15 protein-coding genes, 1 tRNA gene and 3 rRNA genes are annotated in these 22032 nt (G+C 46.2%); 13 read left to right on the top strand and 6 right to left on the bottom strand.

The features are described 5' to 3' along the window. Positions 1-144 precede the first annotated feature (144 nt). Genes ACRRSX_RS19340 through djlA form a run of 3 tightly spaced genes read left to right on the top strand, consistent with a single transcriptional unit; the run spans position 145 to position 2621 of the window. Positions 145-1134 (top strand): aminoglycoside phosphotransferase family protein, encoded by a 990-nt coding sequence (locus tag ACRRSX_RS19340; protein ID WP_432455955.1) that lies wholly within the window; start codon positions 145-147, stop codon positions 1132-1134. Beyond that, on the top strand, positions 1131-1805 hold the full coding sequence (gene murU, locus ACRRSX_RS19335; RefSeq protein ID WP_432455956.1) for an N-acetylmuramate alpha-1-phosphate uridylyltransferase MurU: 675 nt from the start codon (positions 1131-1133) through the stop codon (positions 1803-1805). The genes ACRRSX_RS19340 and murU overlap by 4 nt, the downstream gene beginning before the upstream one ends. A gap of 9 nt (positions 1806-1814) precedes the next feature. Then, entirely contained in the window at positions 1815-2621 is an 807-nt protein-coding gene (gene djlA / locus ACRRSX_RS19330) for a co-chaperone DjlA (protein ID WP_432455957.1), read from the top strand. 6 nt (positions 2622-2627) lie between these two features. Here djlA and ACRRSX_RS19325 read toward each other — a convergent pair whose 3' ends face one another. The 4 genes from ACRRSX_RS19325 to rapA form a co-directional block, all read right to left on the bottom strand. Beyond that, positions 2628-3575: a D-2-hydroxyacid dehydrogenase gene (locus ACRRSX_RS19325; protein ID WP_432455958.1), complete on the bottom strand. Its 948-nt coding sequence runs from the start codon at positions 3573-3575 to the stop codon at positions 2628-2630. A 65-nt stretch (positions 3576-3640) separates the two neighbouring features. Then, positions 3641-4408 carry a DUF3530 family protein gene (locus tag ACRRSX_RS19320; protein ID WP_432455959.1) on the bottom strand — a complete coding sequence of 256 codons (768 nt, stop codon included), beginning with the start codon at positions 4406-4408 and terminating at the stop codon, positions 3641-3643. Positions 4409-4472: 64 nt separating this feature from the next. Next, on the bottom strand, positions 4473-5123 hold the full coding sequence (locus tag ACRRSX_RS19315; RefSeq protein ID WP_432455960.1) for a pseudouridine synthase: 651 nt from the start codon (positions 5121-5123) through the stop codon (positions 4473-4475). A gap of 71 nt (positions 5124-5194) precedes the next feature. Continuing rightward, positions 5195-8113, bottom strand: coding sequence for an RNA polymerase-associated protein RapA (gene rapA / locus ACRRSX_RS19310; protein ID WP_432455961.1), 2919 nt, complete (start codon positions 8111-8113; stop codon positions 5195-5197). A 598-nt stretch (positions 8114-8711) separates the two neighbouring features. Between rapA and ACRRSX_RS19305 the strand changes: the two genes are divergently transcribed. The 7 genes from ACRRSX_RS19305 (at position 8712) to ACRRSX_RS19275 (ending at position 16758) form a co-directional block, all read left to right on the top strand. Next, positions 8712-10514 (top strand): 16S ribosomal RNA (locus ACRRSX_RS19305). 225 nt (positions 10515-10739) lie between these two features. Then, positions 10740-10815 (top strand) — tRNA-Glu (locus ACRRSX_RS19300). A gap of 242 nt (positions 10816-11057) precedes the next feature. After that, positions 11058-13945, top strand: a 23S ribosomal RNA gene (locus tag ACRRSX_RS19295). 111 nt (positions 13946-14056) lie between these two features. After that, positions 14057-14172: ribosomal RNA gene (gene rrf / locus ACRRSX_RS19290) — 5S ribosomal RNA — on the top strand. Together the 16S, 23S and 5S rRNA genes with 1 tRNA gene alongside form the textbook arrangement of a ribosomal RNA operon. A gap of 139 nt (positions 14173-14311) precedes the next feature. Then, positions 14312-14968: a hypothetical protein gene (locus ACRRSX_RS19285; RefSeq protein WP_432455962.1), complete on the top strand. Its 657-nt coding sequence runs from the start codon at positions 14312-14314 to the stop codon at positions 14966-14968. Positions 14969-15088: 120 nt separating this feature from the next. Further along, entirely contained in the window at positions 15089-16474 is a 1386-nt protein-coding gene (locus ACRRSX_RS19280) for a PhoH family protein (RefSeq protein ID WP_432455963.1), read from the top strand. Positions 16475-16485: 11 nt separating this feature from the next. Further along, positions 16486-16758: a PilZ domain-containing protein gene (locus ACRRSX_RS19275; RefSeq protein WP_432455964.1), complete on the top strand. Its 273-nt coding sequence runs from the start codon at positions 16486-16488 to the stop codon at positions 16756-16758. Here the strand turns inward: ACRRSX_RS19275 and ACRRSX_RS19270 are convergent. Together ACRRSX_RS19270 and leuA are read right to left on the bottom strand one after the other, a co-directional pair. After that, complete coding sequence (locus ACRRSX_RS19270) at positions 16742-17707, bottom strand: hypothetical protein (RefSeq protein WP_432455965.1); 966 nt, start codon at positions 17705-17707, stop codon at positions 16742-16744. The genes ACRRSX_RS19275 and ACRRSX_RS19270 overlap by 17 nt on opposite strands. Before the next feature lie 22 nt (positions 17708-17729). Beyond that, complete coding sequence (gene leuA / locus ACRRSX_RS19265; RefSeq protein WP_432455966.1) at positions 17730-19304, bottom strand: 2-isopropylmalate synthase; 1575 nt, start codon at positions 19302-19304, stop codon at positions 17730-17732. 184 nt (positions 19305-19488) lie between these two features. On the opposite strand from leuA, the gene ACRRSX_RS19260 reads away from it, so the two are divergent. The 3 genes from ACRRSX_RS19260 (at position 19489) to ACRRSX_RS19250 (ending at position 22014) form a co-directional block, all read left to right on the top strand. After that, positions 19489-20136, top strand: a complete 648-nt coding sequence (locus ACRRSX_RS19260) for a short chain dehydrogenase (protein ID WP_432455967.1) — start codon at positions 19489-19491, stop codon at positions 20134-20136. 264 nt (positions 20137-20400) lie between these two features. Next, positions 20401-20889: a phosphatase PAP2 family protein gene (locus ACRRSX_RS19255; RefSeq protein ID WP_432455968.1), complete on the top strand. Its 489-nt coding sequence runs from the start codon at positions 20401-20403 to the stop codon at positions 20887-20889. 18 nt (positions 20890-20907) lie between these two features. Next, complete coding sequence (locus ACRRSX_RS19250) at positions 20908-22014, top strand: MJ1255/VC2487 family glycosyltransferase (RefSeq protein ID WP_432455969.1); 1107 nt, start codon at positions 20908-20910, stop codon at positions 22012-22014. Positions 22015-22032 lie beyond the last annotated feature (18 nt).

The raw sequence follows: 22032 nt of genomic DNA, 5'->3' as shown, positions 1-22032 counted from the left end.
ATTTGGACCATTCCCTGACGTATTAAAATTCCAAGCGAGAGTATCAACGTTGTGCTTTATGAATTCTGTGGTTAAAGTTAGCGGCTTATAATACTGGATTTATCGGTGGGCGGCTATTTAAAGGCCGTCATTTAATATAGAAATATGAGTAATATAGTGCGCGAATCAGCTTTACAACAATGGTTGTCTAATAGTTTATCCATGGGACTTCCTCAGTTAACGATGATCAGTGGTGATGCAAGCTTTCGCCGCTATTTTCGTTTTGATTATGATCTAAGCACTACCGCCATTGCGGTTGATGCGCCTCCTCTTACCGAAAAAAACCAACAATTTGTTGATTTAGCGTCGGCACTAAGCCGTCACCAGCTCCCCGTTCCTAAGATCCTAGCCGCAGATCTTAAGCAAGGTTTTATGGCGATTGAAGATCTCGGCACCACCATGTTAGAAGATTGCTTAAGTCTTGATAGTGCCGACAAATACTATAGACAAGCCTTAGACCTGATCGTTCAATTACAAGCACTTAAACCTTCTGAGCTACCTTCTTTGGAATATTTTGACCAGACTTTTATTCAGCGAGAGTTGGATATTTTTGCCGAGTGGTTTGTGGCGAAAGAATTACAGCTTAGTGGAACTGAATGGCAAGCGGCTGCGCAGTGGCAGAGTCTTTGTGAAGAGCTCAGCGTCGCCATCCAAGAACAGCCTTATGTTGCGATGCATCGTGATTTTCATTGTCGAAATTTGATGCTTCATCAGCAGCAAATGGTGATGATCGATTTTCAAGATATGGTTTTGGGGCCACTCAGTTATGACGTGGTGTCGTTGCTAAGAGATTGCTACATCGCTTGGCCTGAAGAGATGGTGCAACACTTGAGTCAGTCATTTTTCTCCCGTTTAAGCATTAATCAAGATATTAGCATGGCGCAATGGCAACGCTGGTTTGATTTGACGGGCTTACAACGTCATCTTAAGGCGCTTGGAATATTTTGTCGTTTAGCCCACCGTGATGGGAAACAAGGCTACCGTGAAGCGATTCCGCAAACTTTGGATTACATCCAGCGGGTGAGCGCTACTTATTCTGAATTTTCAGCATTTAATCAATGGTTGGCTCCCATCGCAAAGGGGTTTCATCGATGAGTGGTTTAGATACTGCAATGATTTTGGCGGCTGGGCGAGGTGAGCGGATGCGTCCACTTACCGACGCTTGTCCCAAGCCCTTGTTAAAGGTGGCGGGCAAAGCTTTAATTGAATGGCATATTGAAAAACTAGTGGCTGTGGGTTTTCAGCGGATCATTATCAATACCGCCTATTTAGGGGAGCAAATTGAGGCAACATTGGGTGATGGCCAACGCTGGAAGATTCAGTTGTTATATAGTCATGAGCCTCAAGCGCTTGAAACGGCAGGAGGGATCTTACAGGCTTTGCCCTTAATAAAAGCAGATCCTTTTCTGGTGATTAACGGTGATATTTGGAATGATTGGGATTACCAGCGGCTTGCGTCGTTGCAGATTGGTGATGCCGATGCACATTTGGTGTTAGTGGCGAATCCCGAGCATCATCCCAAGGGGGATTTTGCGATTGATGGTATACGTTTGGTGGACCGCCCCGAATTGACCTTTAGTGGGGTGGCGGTTTATCGTCAGCGTTTTTTTGAGGCACTGGTTCCGGGGAGGCATGCGCTTGCTCCTTTATTGAGGACGGCAATAGCAGCTAAGCGAGTGACAGGGCAGCAGCAGTTTGGTCAGTGGATTGATGTGGGGACGCCACAACGTTTGGCGCAGTTAGATCAGCAATTAACAAGTAAATAGAGAATAGTTATGCGGTTTTGGGGAAAGCTCCTAGGAGTATTTTTTGGTCTGATGTTTGGTGGTTGGTTTGGCGCCTTACTCGGTTTGTGGCTGGGCCACCGTTTTGACAAGGCGATGGGTCAAGGCTTCGTTTTTTCTAGCGCGAATAGCCAAGTGGTACAACAAGAGTTTTTGTTTTCGACTTTTGCTGTGCTGGGGCACATCGCTAAGTCAAAAGGTGTGGTGACTCAGCAAGAAATTCAAGTCGCCAATTTTTTGATGGACCAAATGCGTCTACAAGGCGAGGCTCGCCGTCAGGCTCAAGATGCTTTTCGGCAAGGTAAAGATGCCAGTTTTCCGCTAGAAGAACAGGTAGCCCGCTTCGTAAAAGTGGTACAGGGGCGTCGCGACTTATTGCAAATGTTTATGGAAATTCAGTTGCAGGGGGTGTTCGCCGATGGTGTGGTGGATGATAGCGAACGGGCATTATTGCAACGTGTTGCAAATGCCTTAGGTTTTTCTGCGCAAGAGTTAGACGCGATGATTTCTCGCTGGGAAGCCGAGCTCAACTTCCATCGTCGCGGTGGTCAACAGCAATCGACGCAGTCAAGTGCAAAACAGTTAGACGAAGCCTACCAAATTCTTGGGGTCACGGACCAAGACAGCGAGCAACAAGTGAAGCGCGCTTATCGTAAACTGATGAGCCAGCATCACCCGGATAAGCTGGTAGCAAAAGGTCTGCCACCGGAGATGATGGAGCTGGCTAAGCAGCGAACTCAAGATATTCAACGTGCCTATGAAGTGATTAAGCTACAACGCAAAGCGAAAGTGGCTTAGATAACTCTATACTTGGTTGCGAGGCTGACCTGCGGAGAAGGCTTCTATGTTGTCAATCAGTTGGTCGGCCAGGCTTTGCATGCTTTGACTACTTGCCCAGCCTACATGTGGCGTGAGGATAAAGTTGCTTAACGCCTGGGCTTGTAATAAAGGGTTGTCGCTGGAAGGGGGCTCTTGACTGACAACGTCACAAGCGGCGCCGGCAATGCCTCCGGAGCGTAGAGCTTCGAGTAAGGCGGCCTCGTTCACGATACCGCCCCGAGCAGTGTTAATTAATAATGCGCTGGGTTTCATTAACGCTAATTCGGTGTGAGTGATGAGATCTGCCGTTTCGGAACTGAGAGGACAGTGGATACTTAGCACGTCTGCGCAGGCCAAGGCGTCCATAAAATCAACCCTTCCGGTTCGGGGAGCTTGATTTTTACGTTCGGCAAATATCACTTCCATACCGATACTTTTCGCAAGTTTAGCAGTGGCTTGACCTAAGTTGCCTGCGCCAATAATCACCAATTTTTGACCTGCCAAATTATCAATGGGATAGTCAAAAAAGCAGAACTGCTGTGACTGTTGCCAGCGTCCCTGTTGAACGGCCTGATGGTAGGCGGTTATATTGCGACGTAAATTAAACATCAAGCCAATACTATGCTCGGCGATGCTCTGGGCGGCATAATCTTGAATATTTGAAACGATGATCTGTTGTTGAGCTGCGGCAGCTAAATCTACATTGTTGGTGCCAGTTGCGGCCACCGCAATCAATTTTAAGCGGGGAAGCTGCTTAAGAATAGCAGCATCGAGTTTTACTTTGTTGACTATTAAAATATCAGCATGTTGCGCATGGGCTAATCGCTGCTCGGGATTGGTACTGGCATAGTCTTGCCAAGTATGGGGGAAGCGAGGACGCCTTAAATTTACATCGTCAGTTAGGGTCTGTCGGTCTAAAAATACAATATTCATCGATAAATCAACATATTGTGAATGGGGAAACTGTTGTTCAGTTTAACCAGCGTTTAAGCGCTTGGCTAGTACCAACCTAAGGCGTTCAACCAGCCATAAATGCTTTTCGTGAGTAAGGCATGGTTAGGTGCGGTTTCGGCAGAGACCGGTAGCTGTGTTTGTCGGTAGTTTAATTTCTGACTTTTATTGCTGGCAATCAAGCGTTGCTGGGCAGCTTCGAATTGCCATTGATTATAATTTGGATCATAGATGTCGAGTACCGGAATGCTCAGCCGCGCGAGCTGTTTGGCAAGCCTTTGATTTAGGGCTTGGTTGGGGTAGTAGGTGCTCATTAAGATAAGCCCATCGGGTGGGCTTAATTGCTGTTCGGCGAGCAACTCGACCAGCCAGGCGCCCATCACCCCTTGCGCGATCAACAGTTGAAATCCAAATGGCTGAGCTTGGGTTTGTCGAGCGGCTTCGATGACTTCGCTTAATTGTTGTTGGTAAGTGTTTTGTTGATCTTGCGGTTCACTGTCTTGCATCAGACTGGCTTGGGGGGCTGGTGGAAGAATCGCGCCGGTTTGCCAGCCTAAGGAGGGAAGCGTTTGGCGTAAGCTATCGATCATATCCTCGCTACTGGGAGAGTTCCCCCAGTCGGGAAGCAAAATCGCCGTTCCTCGCTGTTGTGGGGTCTGTTGTTCTATCCATAGACTTACAAATTGGCGTTGTTCTACGGTGAGTGATTTTAGCTCACCCTTGACAGGCCATTGCGAAAAATCCAGAGATTGAGGCTGTGCCCACGCCATGGTGCTAAGTACAGTGATTAACCAAAACAGTTTGTAGATCCGCACTTGATTGCAGCCCAAGGTTGAACAGAGTTGATCCTATATCGGAAGCAAACCATTGAAGCTTTAGTTAAAAAGGCGGTTCACAGTCAAATTCTAGCCAATGTTCAGTGATGGGGTGAAAAAAGCCAAGCTTCGCTGCATGTAAATGTAAGCGTTCGCTAAGTGCAATAGCCTTAGCACTGGCATAAAAACCATCACCGACTATTGGACAGCCGATCTGTTGCATGTGTACCCGAAGTTGATGAGTTCGACCAGTAATAGGTTGTAACTCCACCAGAGAGGTGTGCTGGCGTTTTTCCAATAGAAACCATTTGGTAAGGGCTGCTTTGCCCAGCTCAAGATCAACCATTTGTCTGGGGCGATTGGGCCAGTCACAACGTAAAGGCAGATTGACTTCTCCCTGAGTTGTATGGGGGTGGCCAAATATTTCTGCGTAATAAGTCTTCGCTGTTTTACGTTGTTGAAATTGTCGACTTAAATGGCTTTGTGCTGGTTTACCGAGGGCCATTACAATTAGCCCCGAGGTGGCCATATCTAGGCGGTGAACTATCTTGAGTTCTGGCCATACACGCTGAGCTCGTTGCCATAAACTATCCTTTTCTATTCGACCTGGTACTGACAATAAGCCACTGGCTTTGTTAAATACTACGACCGAATCATCTTGATAGACGATGCTGATATAAGGAGACATTGGCGGACGATAAACAAAGTTTGGCATGACATGGGCTCTAAAAAATAAGGCCTCAGTGTACCTGAGGCCTTGTTTGGAATAAATCAGTGAAATGATGCTTAGTTATGTGACACTAAAATCACTCGTAAAGCATCTAATTTTACTTGCGCCTTTTGCAGGTAATTATCAGCCGTGTCGCGTAGCTCGCGTAGCGTATCCAGTTCATCTTGACGAATACTGGGATTTACGGCGCTTAATGCTTCGAGTCGTTCTAGTTCAGTATTTAAGCTTTGTTGCATGGTCTTGCTGGCATCCGCCACAATACGGTCTAGCTGTTGCTGAGCCAGTTCGTTGGCTTGGTGCAATAAGGGATGGATCTGAGCTTGTGATGCACTGACTAGTTTGGCCGCCAAATGACGATTTACCGCCGAAAGCTGACTATTAAACTGATCAAAACTCACATTTTCTGAAAGATTACCGCCATTTTTATCCAGCAAAATTCGCACTGGCGTGGCAGGCAAGTAACGTTCGATTTGATACTGCGCAGGTGCGCTGGTCTCAATAATGAAGATCCCTTCAACAAATAAGCTACCTACCGGTAGTGCTCGATTCTTTAATAAGGCGACTGATGTGGTACCTAGGTCGGCGCCCAAAATGGTATCGATACAGCTTTGCAATAAAGGATGCTCCCACGACATGAGTTGTATTTCATCGCGACTTAAGGCTGTGTCTCTATCATAAGTAATGGTACAACCGTCTTCAGGTAAACCTTGGATGGAGGGAACGATCATCTGTTCACTGGCATGCAAGACCAAAGCATTCTCGCCTTTATCGTCTTGGTTGATGCCAACGGTATCAAACAGCCGTAAGCTAAAGGTGACAAAGTGTGGATCTTGTTCAGCAGCCTGGATCTTCTCGACTAAATCGTTGGCTTTACTACCGCCGCCAGAGTGAATTTCCAATAGCCGATCTCGTCCTGCATCGAGCTTTTGTTTAATTGCTTGATAACGTTTGGCACAGTCACCAATCAGTTGCTCAAGAACGGCTTCATCCGGTTGGTTTTGTATCAGCAGGGCATTTAAGCTTTCGCCAAATTCGGCGTAGATGGCGGCGCCAGCCGGGCAGGTTTGCTCGAATGCATTTAAACCTTCGTGATACCAACGTAAAAGCGTTTGCTGAGGCGTTTTCGCCAAATAAGGGACATGGATCTGAATATCATTTTTTTGGCCAATTCGATCTAATCGACCGATCCGTTGTTCGAGTAAATCAGGGTTAATTGGTAAATCAAATAACACGATATGATGAGCAAACTGAAAGTTACGGCCTTCAGAACCAATTTCTGAACAAACCATTAGTTGGGCTCCCGCCTCCTCTTGCGCGAAGTAAGCGGCAGCTTTATCTCGTTCCAGTAAAGACATATCTTCATGGAAAACGGTCGCTCGGATCCCTTCTCGGGTGCGTACCGCATCTTCAATGGCTAGGGCGGTGGCCGCCTTGGCGCAAATCAGCAAGATTTTCTTTTGCTTGTGTGCCAGTAAAAATCCTAGTAACCAATCGATGCGCGGGTCAAATTTAGTCCAGCTGGCTTCACCCTCCGCTTCTCCTTCAAACTGTTGGTACAGTTCTTCTGGAAACATTAATTGCATGACATTATTGGATGCTTTGCTTTGCATCATTTGATGCACTTTCAGGGCTGTTTGATACTGGCTCGGTAGCGTTAAGGCGTAACTGCTCAATTGGCGTAGCGGAAAACCTTGCATGGCACTGCGGGTGTTTCTAAATAAAACTCGGCCGGTACCGTGTCGATCGAGTAGGTGTTGTAATAATTCTTCACGTGCTTGTTGCTGTTGTTCGTAACTCGATGTCGGGTCGTTAATTATTAGCAATAAGGGTTGAATATCATTTTCGCTGAGTAGTTCGGTTAAATGATTGGCTTGTTCGGCGAGTAGTGGCGACTGTTCGAGTAGCGACTGGGCAGCGGTGGCAACAGGCTGGTAATGCTGCTCTTCTTCGATGAATGCTTGATAATCGTAGAAGCGATCTGGGTCGAGTAGCCGTAGGCGAGCAAAATGACTTTGATGTCCGAGTTGGTCGGGGGTTGCTGTGAGTAATAATACGCCAGCAATTTGCTGAGATAAGGCTTCAATGATTTGATACTCACGGCTCGGTGATTGTTCGTCCCACTTTAAGTGATGGGCTTCATCGACGATCATTAAATCCCATTCGGTAGCTAATATCTGTTCAAAGCGTTTTTTACGACTACGTAAGAAATTTAAGCTACACAGTACCAATTGTTCGGTGTCGAAAGGGTTGTCGGCTTCGGCATAGGCTTCTACACAACGATCTTCGTCAAATAAACTAAAGTGCATATTAAAACGGCGTAGCATTTCAATTAGCCATTGGTACTGCAAAGCATCGGGCACGACAATCAATACGCGTTTAGCTAAACCTGCAATCAGTTGTTGGTGGATGATCAAACCAGCTTCAATGGTTTTACCTAAGCCGACTTCGTCTGAAAGCAGGACACGAGGAGAAATTCGTCGACCAACTTCGCTAGCAATATAAAGTTGATGGGGGATTAAACTGACTTTACCGCCCATTAATCCTTTCAACTCTGATTGTTGTTCAGTAAAACGCTTCAATTGAGTTTGGTAGCGGATCACAAAGCTATCGAAGCGATCGACCTGGCCTGCAAATAAACGATCTTGCGGCTTATTAAACTTTAAAAAATGGCTAAGAAACATCTCGCGGAGTTGTACTTGTTCTTCGGTATCATTGCGGACACCGTGATAAACAATCAACTCATCTGCTTCTTCAACTTGGGTAATGGTCATTGACCAATCATCGGTGCTGGTGATCTCATCACCCGTATTAAATATAACTCGAGTGATAGGCGCTTCGGCCATTGCATAGAATCGGTTTTCACCGGTTGCAGGAAAGAGCAAAGTGACCATTCTGCCCTCGATTGCAACAACGGTTCCTAAACCTAACTCAGATTCTGAATCACTGATCCAGCGTTGGCCGATAGAAAATGACATCAGCAAGAGACTCCAAAGGAAAAAGGGCGGCTATGGTATCCAATACATTCGTGAAGTAAACCCAAGAATGAAACTAATCTGCTGTTCCATATAAAAGAAAGCACAGATTAAAGGGGCAAATACTTAAAACTTAACTATAGTTATTATCCCTGAGGTGTGCGAATTGCTTAAAAAGAGCACAATTTGTTGCTGCTTTGAGCAGTTAAACAAAAAACTGTGATTTTCTTCAAAAAAGGCTTGCACCGTAAGCGCGGATCCCTATAATGCGACTCCACTGACACGGCGGGCAGCACGCAATAGCGCAGCAGCAAGCGGTCAGGGTTGGTAAGGCCTGAGGCTTTATCAGCGGCGGTTAAACGCTTCAAACTTTCCTTAGAAAAGTTCTTCGGAAAAGATTGAAAAAAGCGGTTGACAGTCACCGAGGATGGCGTAGAATGCGCACCTCGCTTCGCAAGAAGCAACGCTCTTTAACAATTTATCAAGCAATCTGTGTGAGCACTCACAGAGCACTAAGCGAAAAAAATTAGCTTAAGTGGACTGGAGTGACACACTGTTTTAACAGTAATAATTTCAGTATTTACTTTGAGCGAAAAAACTTTGATTGAAGAGTTTGATCATGGCTCAGATTGAACGCTGGCGGCAGGCTTAACACATGCAAGTCGAGCGGTAACATTTCTAGCTTGCTAGAAGATGACGAGCGGCGGACGGGTGAGTAATGCTTGGGAATATGCCTTTACGTGGGGGACAACAGTTGGAAACGACTGCTAATACCGCATAATGTGAGGTTGTAGCTCAATGTTATTTTCTAGTTTTGCTAGCGCACCACATCATCTTAGATGAGGAGCGAGAGTGAAGCTTTAGTGTGCTAAAGCAAGATTGAGAGACGAGATATAAGTTGATTTGGTGCCTAGCCCGAAGGGTTGGTCGCAAAATCGCTGTTAACGTCGTTATCGCTTTTGCCTTTATGAGCATAAAGGCGGCAAACGATGCCTCGTGACCATCAATTTTGCTTACAACAAAAAAAGAAAATAGTATCGAGCTACAACCTTACCAAAGGAGGGGATCTTCGGACCTTTCGCGTAGAGATTAGCCCAAGTGGGATTAGCTAGTTGGTGGGGTAATGGCTCACCAAGGCGACGATCCCTAGCTGGTTTGAGAGGATGATCAGCCACACTGGGACTGAGACACGGCCCAGACTCCTACGGGAGGCAGCAGTGGGGAATATTGCACAATGGGCGAAAGCCTGATGCAGCCATGCCGCGTGTGTGAAGAAGGCCTTCGGGTTGTAAAGCACTTTCAGTTGTGAGGAAGGCAATATGCTTAATACGTATATTGTTTGACGTTAGCGACAGAAGAAGGACCGGCTAACTCCGTGCCAGCAGCCGCGGTAATACGGAGGGTCCGAGCGTTAATCGGAATTACTGGGCGTAAAGCGTACGCAGGCGGCTTTTTAAGCCAGATGTGAAATCCCCGGGCTCAACCTGGGAATGGCATTTGGAACTGGGAAGCTAGAGTTTTGTAGAGGGTGGTAGAATTTCAGGTGTAGCGGTGAAATGCGTAGAGATCTGAAGGAATACCAGTGGCGAAGGCGGCCACCTGGACAAAAACTGACGCTCATGTACGAAAGCGTGGGGAGCAAACAGGATTAGATACCCTGGTAGTCCACGCCGTAAACGATGTCTACTAGTTGTCTGTGGGTTTAACCCGTGGGTAACGCAGCTAACGCATTAAGTAGACCGCCTGGGGAGTACGGCCGCAAGGTTAAAACTCAAATGAATTGACGGGGGCCCGCACAAGCGGTGGAGCATGTGGTTTAATTCGATGCAACGCGAAGAACCTTACCTGCCCTTGACATACTAAGAACTTTCCAGAGATGGATTGGTGCCTTCGGGAGCTTAGATACAGGTGCTGCATGGCTGTCGTCAGCTCGTGTCGTGAGATGTTGGGTTAAGTCCCGCAACGAGCGCAACCCTTATCCTTATTTGCCAGCACGTGATGGTGGGAACTCTAGGGAGACTGCCGGTGATAAACCGGAGGAAGGTGGGGACGACGTCAAGTCATCATGGCCCTTACGGGCAGGGCTACACACGTGCTACAATGGCATGTACAGAGGGATGCGACCTCGCGAGAGCAAGCGGACCCCAGAAAGCATGTCGTAGTCCGGATCGGAGTCTGCAACTCGACTCCGTGAAGTCGGAATCGCTAGTAATCGTGGATCAGAATGCCACGGTGAATACGTTCCCGGGCCTTGTACACACCGCCCGTCACACCATGGGAGTGGGCTGCAAAAGAAGTGGGTAGTTTAACCTTCGGGAGGACGCTCACCACTTTGTGGTTCATGACTGGGGTGAAGTCGTAACAAGGTAGCCCTAGGGGAACCTGGGGCTGGATCACCTCCTTATTATGAACGTTTATGTTTTGTGACGTGTTCACACAGATTGCTTGATGAAAAGTGAAGAGAGAAGTCTGACCTAGGTTAGGTTAGAAGGTTCGAAGCTTTATTGCGACGGGCTTTGTGCTTAGCGCAAGGCATGCAACGGCTGAAGGAGGGCGTGTAGTAGACTACATAACCGACTGAAGACGGCGGCATAACGCGGCGATAAGGACAAAGAACAAGTCAAGAAATGTCCCGTTCGTCTAGAGGCCTAGGACACCGCCCTTTCACGGCGGTAACACGAGTTCAAATCTCGTACGGGATACCATTTCTCTCTTGGTTTAAGAAAATAAAGCTAAGCATTATGTTGATACAGTGCTTAGCTTTGGTTTCTAAGAAGCCGAATGCTCTTTAACAATTTGGAAAAGCTGATAAAAAATATCTCAAAAATACGAGTGAAATAACAAGTGTTTTTGGTATTCAAAAAAATAAGGTGATCGTACTCGAGTGGCAGGATTTATACAGCCTGACCATTCAAGTGATTTAAGCGACAACATTTAGGTGTTGTATGGTTAAGTGACTAAGCGTATACGGTGGATGCCTTGGCAGTCAGAGGCGATGAAGGACGTGTTAATCTGCGATAAGCCATGTTGAGTCGATAAAAGACGTAATAGACATGGATTTCCGAATGGGGAAACCCACTGCATTTTATGCAGTATCGTAACGTGAATACATAGCGTTACGAGGCGAACCCGGGGAACTGAAACATCTAAGTACCCGGAGGAAAAGAAATCAACCGAGATTCTGGTAGTAGCGGCGAGCGAACCCGGATTAGCCCTTAAGCTTCTTATAATTTAGTGGAACAAGCTGGAAAGTTTGGCCGTAGCGGGTGATAGCCCCGTACACGAAAGGTGATTTGAAGTGAAAACGAGTAGGACGGCACACGTGATATGTTGTCTGAATATGGGGGGACCATCCTCCAAGGCTAAATACTCCTGACTGACCGATAGTGAACCAGTACCGTGAGGGAAAGGCGAAAAGAACCCCTGTGAGGGGAGTGAAATAGAACCTGAAACCGTATACGTACAAGCAGTGGGAGCCTCTTTGTGGGGTGACTGCGTACCTTTTGTATAATGGGTCAACGACTTAATTTCAGTAGCAAGGTTAAGCGAATAGCGGAGCCGTAGGGAAACCGAGTGTTAACTGCGCGCATAGTTGCTGGGATTAGACCCGAAACCCGGTGATCTAGCCATGGGCAGGTTGAAGATTGGGTAACACCAATTGGAGGACCGAACCGACTAATGTTGAAAAATTAGCGGATGACTTGTGGCTGGGGGTGAAAGGCCAATCAAACCGGGAGATAGCTGGTTCTCCTCGAAAGCTATTTAGGTAGCGCCTCGGACGAATACTAGTGGGGGTAGAGCACTGTTAAGGCTAGGGGGTCATCCCGACTTACCAACCCTTTGCAAACTCCGAATACCACTAAGTACTATCCGGGAGACACACGGCGGGTGCTAACGTCCGTCGTGAAAAGGGAAACAACCCAGACCGTCAGCTAAGGTCCCAAAGTCATAGCTAAGTGGGAAACGATGTGGGAAGGCTTAGACAGCCAGGATGTTGGCTTAGAAGCAGCCATCATTTAAAGAAAGCGTAATAGCTCACTGGTCGAGTCGGCCTGCGCGGAAGATGTAACGGGGCTAAGCTATGCACCGAAGCTACGGGTACTTGCTTTGCAAGTGCGGTAGAGGAGCGTTCTGTAAGCCGTTGAAGGTGATTCGTAAGGATTGCTGGAGGTATCAGAAGTGCGAATGTTGACATGAGTAACGATAAAGGGGGTGAAAAGCCCCCTCGCCGAAAGACCAAGGTTTCCTGTTCAATGTTAATCAGAGCAGGGTGAGTCGGCCCCTAAGGCGAGACTGAAAAGTGTAGTCGATGGGAAACAGGTTAATATTCCTGTACTTCGTATAATTGCGATGGGAGGACGGAGAAGGCTAGGCCAGCGCGGCGATTGGTAGTCCGCGTTTAAGGTTGTAGGCTGGACACTTAGGAAAATCCGGGTGTCTAAGGCTGAGGATTGATGACGAGTCACTAAGGTGATGAAGTGGTTGATGCCCTGCTTCCAGGAAAAGTCTCTAAGCTTCAGATTATACGAAACCGTACCCCAAACCGACACAGGTGGTTGGGTAGAGAATACCAAGGCGCTTGAGAGAACTCGGGTGAAGGAACTAGGCAAAATGGTACCGTAACTTCGGGAGAAGGTACGCTGCTGTTGGTGATGGGACTTGCTCCCTAAGCTGACGGCAGTCGCAGATACCAGTTGGCTGCAACTGTTTATTAAAAACACAGCACTGTGCTAAATCGAAAGATGACGTATACGGTGTGACGCCTGCCCGGTGCCGGAAGGTTAATTGATGTGGTTAGCGCAAGCGAAGCTATTGATCGAAGCCCCGGTAAACGGCGGCCGTAACTATAACGGTCCTAAGGTAGCGAAATTCCTTGTCGGGTAAGTTCCGACCTGCACGAATGGCGTAATGATGGCCAAGCTGTCTCCACCCGAGACTCAGTGAAATTGAAATTGCCGTGAAGATGCGGTGTACCCGCGGCTAGACGGAAAGACCCCGTGAACCTTTACTACAGCTTGACACTGAACATTGACCCTACATGTGTAGGATAGGTGGGAGGCTTTGAAGCGTTGTCGCTAGATGATGTGGAGCCGACCTTGAAATACCACCCTTGTAGTGTTGATGTTCTAACGTTGTCCCGTTATCCGGGATGCGGACAGTGTCTGGTGGGTAGTTTGACTGGGGCGGTCTCCTCCCAAAGAGTAACGGAGGAGCACGAAGGTTGGCTAAGTACGGTCGGACATCGTACGGTTAGTGCAATGGCATAAGCCAGCTTAACTGCGAGACAGACACGTCGAGCAGGTACGAAAGTAGGTCATAGTGATCCGGTGGTTCTGTATGGAAGGGCCATCGCTCAACGGATAAAAGGTACTCCGGGGATAACAGGCTGATACCGCCCAAGAGTTCATATCGACGGCGGTGTTTGGCACCTCGATGTCGGCTCATCACATCCTGGGGCTGAAGTCGGTCCCAAGGGTATGGCTGTTCGCCATTTAAAGTGGTACGCGAGCTGGGTTTAGAACGTCGTGAGACAGTTCGGTCCCTATCTGCCGTGGGCGTTTGAGAATTGAAGGGAGCTGCTCCTAGTACGAGAGGACCGGAGTGGACGAACCGCTGGTGTTTGGGTTGTTATGCCAATAGCATTGCCCAGTAGCTACGTTCGGAACTGATAACCGCTGAAAGCATCTAAGCGGGAAGCAGGCCTTGAGATTAATTCTCACTAGGACTTTAAGTCCTCTGAAGGGCCGTTGGAGACTACAACGTTGATAGGCAAGGTGTGTAAGTGCTGTGAGGCATTGAGCTAACTTGTACTAATTACCCGTGAGGCTTAACCATACAACACCTAAAGGGTGTTGCTTATAGATACTTTATTTTAGAAACCAAGAGTGCTTGTTATGCTCGTGGGATATATCAGTTTTTTCGAATGTTAAAGACAACAAGTTTTTGCCTGGTGGCAATAGCGTTGTGGAACCACCTGAACCCATGCCGAACTCAGAAGTGAAACGCAACTGCGCCGATGATAGTGTGGGGTCTCCCCATGTGAAAGTAGGTCACTGCCAGGCGCCTATACTAAGCCCTCGTCTGACGACGAGGGCTTTTTTATTGCCTGCGATTTAGTTTAAACTCCAAATTTTTCAATATGTTGAGATAAATGTTAGTATGTGAAATTGAGTAATACACTAATCTCACAAAAGGATTTCTATGAAGGCTAAACTTTTCTCAACAGTTATGATGGTTAGTGCAATTTTACTCCTGAGCGCATGTGCCTCTACTGAAGAATCTCGGAAACTAGAATTAGAAGAAGCGGTTATTTGTTGCTCTTCTTATGCTGATATGGACTTTGAAGAATTAACCTTCGGTATGCATTCATTGAAGTTTGGCCCAAATTCTAATGTTAAAGAATTCGTTGGTAAACGTAGTTTTTTTAAAGCCTATCAATTGCCTGAATTAGAAGGTAAATATTTAAAAATTAAAACTTACATCTCAGGGGACGGTTTATTAGGTTCCCGGTATTTTCTTCCAGTATTCATAGCGTTGGACGAACACCACAAGCCGATTAAGGCGCTTACTGTACGAATGCATATAGAGCAGTCATTACTTTCTTATTACGCAGCGGGTTGGTTTCCATTGAAAATGTTAGATGGTGCAAAATACTTAGTTATTATGACTGGGGATGTAGATAATGAGAACTTCAGAAAAAACTTAGCCGAAGAGTTCTCTTATCAAAACAATCAAGTTCCAGCTGAAACCAAGAGGGCTACACAAGGTAAAGTTGATATTGAATTAAGGAAAGCTAGTGACGACGAAGTACCTTATTGGCACAAAGTTGATAGAATCATAAACGGTTGGCTTGGTTGATTTTTGAGCGGTTGATGACGGTTGTAAAGGATTTATTTGTAAAGCCGATCCGGATGAATTAGCCTGAGATTGAAGGTTTGCACGATTGTTAAATCGGATATGGGCCTATGGAGGGCAAATATGCAAAATAATTCCTCAAGTAAACTATTCATCCTCGACACCAATGTGCTGCTGCACGAACCCCTCGCAATATATTCCTTTCAAGAACATGATGTCATTATTCCCATGACAGTATTAGAAGAGCTAGATCGGATTAAAGATCGACAAAAAGATGTTGCTCGTGATGCTCGAGTGGCAATTCGGGCTCTGGAAGATGTGTTTGCTTCGGCATCTCCCGAGCAGATTATTCATGGCGTTGAACTTAAAAATGATGCCGATAATCAGGTCTCGGGCAAGGTGTCTATCTTTGCGGACCATACCTTAGAAAAGGAGCAGCGCAACTTTACCGCTGATGAGCCAGATAATCGAATTATCAACGCGGCAATTTATTTACAACAAAAACACGCACCTCGCCAGGTGGTCTTAGTCACCAAAGATATTAATATGCGGCTTAAAGCCAAAGGGGCTGGGCTCGAACATGTTGAAGATTATCGTACGGATCAATTAATTGATGATATTCGTTTGTTAGCTAAAGGCTTCGTTGAATTTGAAGGTAGTTTCTGGGGACGAGTGAAGGATTGTGATAGTAGCTCTGAAGGACGTGATACTCATCATGTGATTGATACAGAAATTGTTGGGCCTTGCTATGTGAATCAATACTTGATCGATGATACGAAAAGCTTCGCAGCGCGGGTTATGAGTAAGACCGAAGATAAGACTGAGTTGCTTGATTTGGGCTATGAACGCTTAATGGGCAAACACGCCTGGGGAGTTCATCCTAAGAATATATATCAAGGAATGGCTTTTGATGCGCTACTCGATCCAACGATAGATTTGGTTATTCTGACTGGACCAGCTGGTTGCGGTAAAACTCTACTGGCAATGGCAGCAGCCTTGGAAATGGTTGTTGAGAAAGGCATTTACGATAAGATTATCGTGACTCGTAATACACCTGAAATCGCCGAGTCTATTGGCTTCTTACCGGGTACTGAAGAGGAGAAAATGGCACCATGGCTAGCCGCTATCACGGATACTCTGGAAGTGTTACATAAGCATGATGAATCGATGTCAGGTTCGATGAGTTATATTATGGAAAAGGCTAATATTCAGTTCAAGTCGGTGAACTTTATGCGCGGACGCAGCATTCAAAATTCCTTTGTTTTTTTGGATGAGTGTCAAAATTTGACAGCTTCCCAGCTGAAAACGATTATTACCCGCTGCGGTGAGGGCACCAAATTGGTATGCTGTGGTAATCTGGCGCAAATCGATAGTAATTATTTATCGGCAGTTACGTCCGGTTTAACCTATATCGTAGAGCGTTTTAAAGATTTTGAAGGGAGCGCGAACGTTTACTTAAATGGTGTAGTGAGGAGCCGTTTAGCCTCGTTTGCTGAAGAAAAACTATAGAAGGTAAGGCAATGATCGGAGAAGCGGAGAAGCGCGCATTTCATCGTATGTTGATTAATGCAGAGCTCAAGATTTGGGTGGGTCAGCATAGTTATGCTGGCCTGTGTAAAGACTTAAGTGCAACGGGTATGGGGATTAGTGTCAAAGACCTCACACTGCAACTTGGTGATGAGGTGGAAGTTGCTCTGAGTGGCCAAGGTGTGGCACCATTTTCCGCTAAAGGAAAAGTGGTTCGTGCTAATAGTAGTGCTGATTATGCGATAGAGTTTACTTCTCTCTCTTAAATTTTGGCGGCACCCAATCCATGCGCTGGTAGCTGTAGATCCCCGAGCGTATGGCTTGCGCACTGCTGTCGGAAACTTTACCGAGTGCATACAAGGCTGGGCCTGTTGGTTCGGCTAAAACCATGGTTTTTCCCGCAACGTTTACCGTTTCATCGTTTGCTCGTGGGGGAATACCTAAGGCGAGCAAGGCATGGTTCGGTACATAGATAATAGCGACCCCCAAGCGCGGATATAAATATTTCAACGCGCTGGCGAGTAGCGTGGTTTTGCTATCACAGTCTCCTTGATTATTCCGCAGCACTTGAATGGGAGTGAGATAACCAGCTCCGCGTAGATTATCTTTCGAACGGAGTTGATTGTAGGGGATCGATTGAACAAAACTCAGTAAGTAATTAGTTATCTCTCTCAGCGGAACTGGGTCTTTGTTAATGGCATTGAGACTACTGTTGAGCCAACTTGTTAGATACTTCGCACTCTCTTTCGCGAATCTATTGTGATCAGGCATGATTGCAGTGCTACTATCACTGATGGTTTGTTCAATAAAATATTGCTGCTGTAGATAGTCTTGATAGAACTTGTCACTGTGGCTGTTGATCTGCGCCACTAGCTGGTCAATGAAGACTTGGTCATAGCCTTGTATTTGAAAACTGAACTGGTTATGACTGCTACTTATGCTAACCCTTGCCTGCTTAGGATCGAGCTTATCCAACTCTGGTTTGAGTTTATTTAAAATATATTGCTGTGCCTGTTTGGGTCGGTATTGGATGAATTTAGTCAGTTGAATCGGGTAGCCGAGCAGTTCGAACTGTAGTTGTTGTTTTTGGCCTTGGTGATCTTGCCATAAATATTGATAATGGCTTTGCTTACGTTCGAAGAGCAATTGTTTGGCTTGACTCAAGGGCGTCAAAATACTGGAGAAGATCAATAGCCATAGCCAAGTTTTGTGCATTGCTTCTCCAGTGTGGTTTTTATTAGCCTAGTCTAGACTGCTTTTGTTTCGCGACTTGCTCGGCACGATGAATGTGGTTCAAAACATGCACAAAAGCTTTGGCTGAGGCTTCGACAATGTCGGTCGCGAGTCCCATGCCATGATATTTACGCCCTTGATAGTTCGCAACAATATCAGCCTTCCCTAAAGCATCTTTTATATCTGTTTTGGCTGCAGTGGTGGTACCGCCTCCCGCCGCTTCGATGGTGTAGTCATCTATTTTTATATCGTAACCGGTAATTTTTCGTAAGCAACGATATGCGGCATCAATGGGGCCGTTTCCAGTGGATGCCTCTAGGAATGTGTGTTCACCTGAGACCAGTTTCACTGTTGCAGTTGAGACCACATCTGAGCCGCTTTGAGCGCTTAGGTAGTCCAACCGATAGAACTCGGTATCATCTTGTAAGTTATTAAAAAAGACGAGAGCTTCAAGATCATAATCAAATACTTGACCTTTGCGGTCGGCCAAGCCTAAGAAGCTCTCGTAGAGTTCGTCGAGATCGTAGTCGGTTTCGTTATATCCTAATTCTTGCATTCGGTGTTTTATCACATGGCGACCAGAGCGAGAGGTCAGGTTAAGACTATTTTTATTTAAGCCGATGCTTTCAGGGGTCATGATCTCGTAGGTATTTTCGTTCTTCAACATACCATCTTGGTGGATCCCAGAAGAGTGCGAGAAGGCATTACTACCAACAATGGCCTTATTAGCTTGCACTGGCATATTGCATAAGTGGCTTACCAGTTGGCTTGCACGGTAAATTTCTTGTGACTTAATATTGGTGCGAAGGCCGTCCAGTTGATCTTTTCGGGTATTAATGATCATGGCCACTTCTTCTAGAGAACAGTTACCTGCTCGTTCACCTATTCCATTTAGGGTACATTCGATTTGTCGTGCCCCCTGTTGAATGGCGCTAATGGAGTTGGCTACCGAGAGCCCTAAATCGTCATGGCAGTGAACAGAAATTATGGCTTGGTCGATATTGGGGACTCGGTTAAATAGCTTGCTGATGATTCCGCCGAACTCACTGGGGACGGTGTAGCCCACGGTATCAGGAATATTGACCGTCGTGGCACCGGCTTTAATTGCCGCCTCGACCATGCGACATAAATTATCGATCGGGGTTCGTCCCGCGTCTTCGCAGGAGAACTCAACATCATTGGTATAGTTTCGCGCATGCTTGACTGCGGATACAGCCATCGCCAATACGTCATCGAAGCTACGCTTGAGTTTGCTTTCGACGTGTACGGTTGAAGTCGAAATAAAGGTGTGGATGCGGAAGGCTTCGGCGACTTTTAACGCTTCTGCTGCGACATCAATGTCTTTGGGGAGGGCGCGAGACAGAGCACATACCGTGGAATTTTTGATTTCGCGCGCAATGGTTTGCACTGATTCAAAATCACCGGGTGAGGATATAGGAAAGCCGACTTCCATGATGTCGACACCTAAACGCTCTAAGGCAAAAGCAATTTGTAGCTTTTCTTTCACGGTTAAACTGGCGGCGAGCGCCTGTTCGCCATCACGTAGCGTCGTATCAAAAATTTTGACTAGGTCTGACATTCATTAATCCTTGTCTATGATTAGTGGTGTTTGCGTAACAGCATGGACCGTTATTACGGTTTATTATTTTTTTCGCTTAGCTGGCCATGCAATCTTGTTTTGCTATTTTAGCAAGCCCACATCTTACTGGCTAACATCTAATTCAACTAATCTCTTTGAGCAGCATTGAGTATGGAGTAACAATTTGAATAAAACTGCTATCGTGATTGGTGCCACGGGCCTCGTCGGATTGGCGCTGGTTAAACAGTTACTCGCTGATCCGCAATGGGCAAAGGTGAAGGTATTTAGTCGCCGGTCGATGGATCTAAATTCGTCGAAGCTAGACCTACATGTAGTTGATTTTACCCAACTGCCCATCTGGCAATCACAGATTAAAGGGCATAGCTTGTTTATCTGCTTAGGAACGACTTTGCGTCAAGCAGGGAGCCGAGCGGCAATGCGACAGATTGATTACGAGTTACCGCTAGATTTTTCGATTGCGGCGAAGCGCAATGGTATTGAAGATTGTTTGTTAATTTCCAGTCGCATGGCGAATCCTGCATCTGTTTTTCATTATCTAAGAATCAAAGGCGAACTAGAACAAGCGCTCACGCATTTGTTGTTTAAACGGCTAATGATTTTTCGCCCAGGGCCTTTACTGGGTCAACGTCGGGAACCAAGAACTTCGGAACAACTGGTTGCGGTGTTACAACCGCTATTTCGTGCTCAGTATTCTCCATTTAGGGCGTGGCGAGGCACTTCTGCCAACAGCCTTGCCCGTTGTATGTTGCGTCATGCGAATGATACAGCACCGCAGCAAAAGCAGATCTTCCAAGGTGAGGCGCTGTATTAATCGTTGGTTGTTGATTCGAATCAATCGGACTGGTTGGATGGGCGAGCCGGGTTATTCAGCTAAATGATCGCTTCGTTTTTCGTTTCTTGCTGTGAGCATGGCCCCAGTAGAAACTTGTTGTTCGCGTTACTACCGAGAGAATGCTTATTTTATTGTGTTTATTGTCAACTGAAGGTCTCTTGTCATCGTTTTGTCAAACTATGTTCATTTCCCGGTAAAGCAATATCTTCAGTCTGGAGTTAAAACTCATGGATGGAGCTTGCTATGTTACAACGATTACACCAGTGGGATTACGCCATATCAGCTAGCTGTTTAGGGCATCGCTTTAATCGGCAAGTCGCTAGTTTGGCTAAAATTGTGTCACATTCCGGAGATGGTTATTACTACGCCTTATTTGCAGGCGTGATTGCTTTCACCTCCCACGCCGAAGCATTCATCAGTTTATCTCTACCCGCTTACGCCTTGGAGTTGTTGTGTTATTTATTGCTTAAGCAAGTGTTTCGTCGTGACCGCCCGCAAGCGCTGCCAGTGTTTATTCGCCCTTCCGATCGTTTCAGTTTTCCCTCAGGGCATAGTGCCGGTGCTTTTGTGATGGCGAGTTGTATCGCTCAGGTGTTCCCTACATGGGGGATGTTTGCATTTACCTGGGCGAGTTTAATCGCCTGTTCCCGGGTATTGCTTGGCGTTCATTTTATTAGTGATGTGGTTGCTGGCGCTGGTTTGGGTCTGCTGATTGTAAGTAGCATAAATTAGAATTAGGTGATGACAACGATGCGAATTCTTTATGGTGTCCAGGGTACTGGTAATGGTCATATTACACGCGCTAGGCTACTTTGTGCTGCGTTGAAGCAGCGTGGTATTAAGCTCGATGTGCTGATGTCTGGACGAGTAGGAGCATTGCCAGAAGTACCAGAGTTTGGTGATTATCGCGCCGTGAAAGGGATTAGTTTTTATCACCATGGCGGTAAGATTGATCGTTGGGAGACCTTAAAAAACTTATCGCTCAAGCAATTTAGAAAGGATGTCACGGGCTTAGATTTATCTGCTTATGATCTACTGATCAATGATTTTGAACCAGTCAGTGCTTGGGCTGCGAAGCAACAAGGCTTGAAGAGTTTATCGATCTCTCATCAAGCTGCGTTTTTATACGATGTACCCTGTAAACAAATGAGCTATTGGAATCAATTGTTGATCCGCTACTTTGCACCTTGTGAGTATAACCTTGGTGTACATTGGTGTGATAACCAGCAGCCTATTATTCCGCCTTTAGTCGAGCCTTTAAGCAATATTAGTAATCATGGCAAGATACTGGTGTATTTACCCTTTGAATCTTTAGCACAGATCAAACTATTACTGCGTCGTTTTAGTACTTATCAGTTTGTTTGTTTTCATCCAGATATCAGCCATGTAGGTGAAGATGAGAATATTCAATTTCAACCCATCGCTAGGCAGACTTTTCTCTCTCATTTGAGTGCCTGTGCCGGGGTATTTTGTAATGCAGGGTTTGAGTTGCCATCTGAAGCAATGGCTGCAGGTAAAAAACTATTAGTGAAACCACTGATCGGCCAGTTTGAGCAGCAGAGTAATGCTTATACTCTACAAAGCCTAAATTTGGCTCAGGTAACCGATAACTTAGACCCTTATCAATTGGATGCTTGGTTGCAGCAGGAGCAAGCTGAGCCTGTCCATTATCCCAATGTTGCGGCCATTTTAGCGGAATATATTCAGTCTGGAGAGTGGCTTGAACTGTCATCAATGGCTAGCGCCATGTGGCGGCAAGTGAGTTATCCTGCGAGCAGCCAACAGATGATGACAAATATTATCCAAGATAAAACCGCAAGCGAGAATACATTGTCTAAAATAAAAGTATGGGGTTAGTGCTACGAGGAGAGAGAG

Origin of the sequence: Agarivorans sp. QJM3NY_30 (assembly GCF_050870855.2) — a bacterium.
Taxonomy (GTDB): domain Bacteria; phylum Pseudomonadota; class Gammaproteobacteria; order Enterobacterales; family Celerinatantimonadaceae; genus Agarivorans.
The sequence above is the reverse complement of the archived record's forward strand: the minus strand, read 5'-3'. Positions and strand labels throughout refer to the sequence as shown.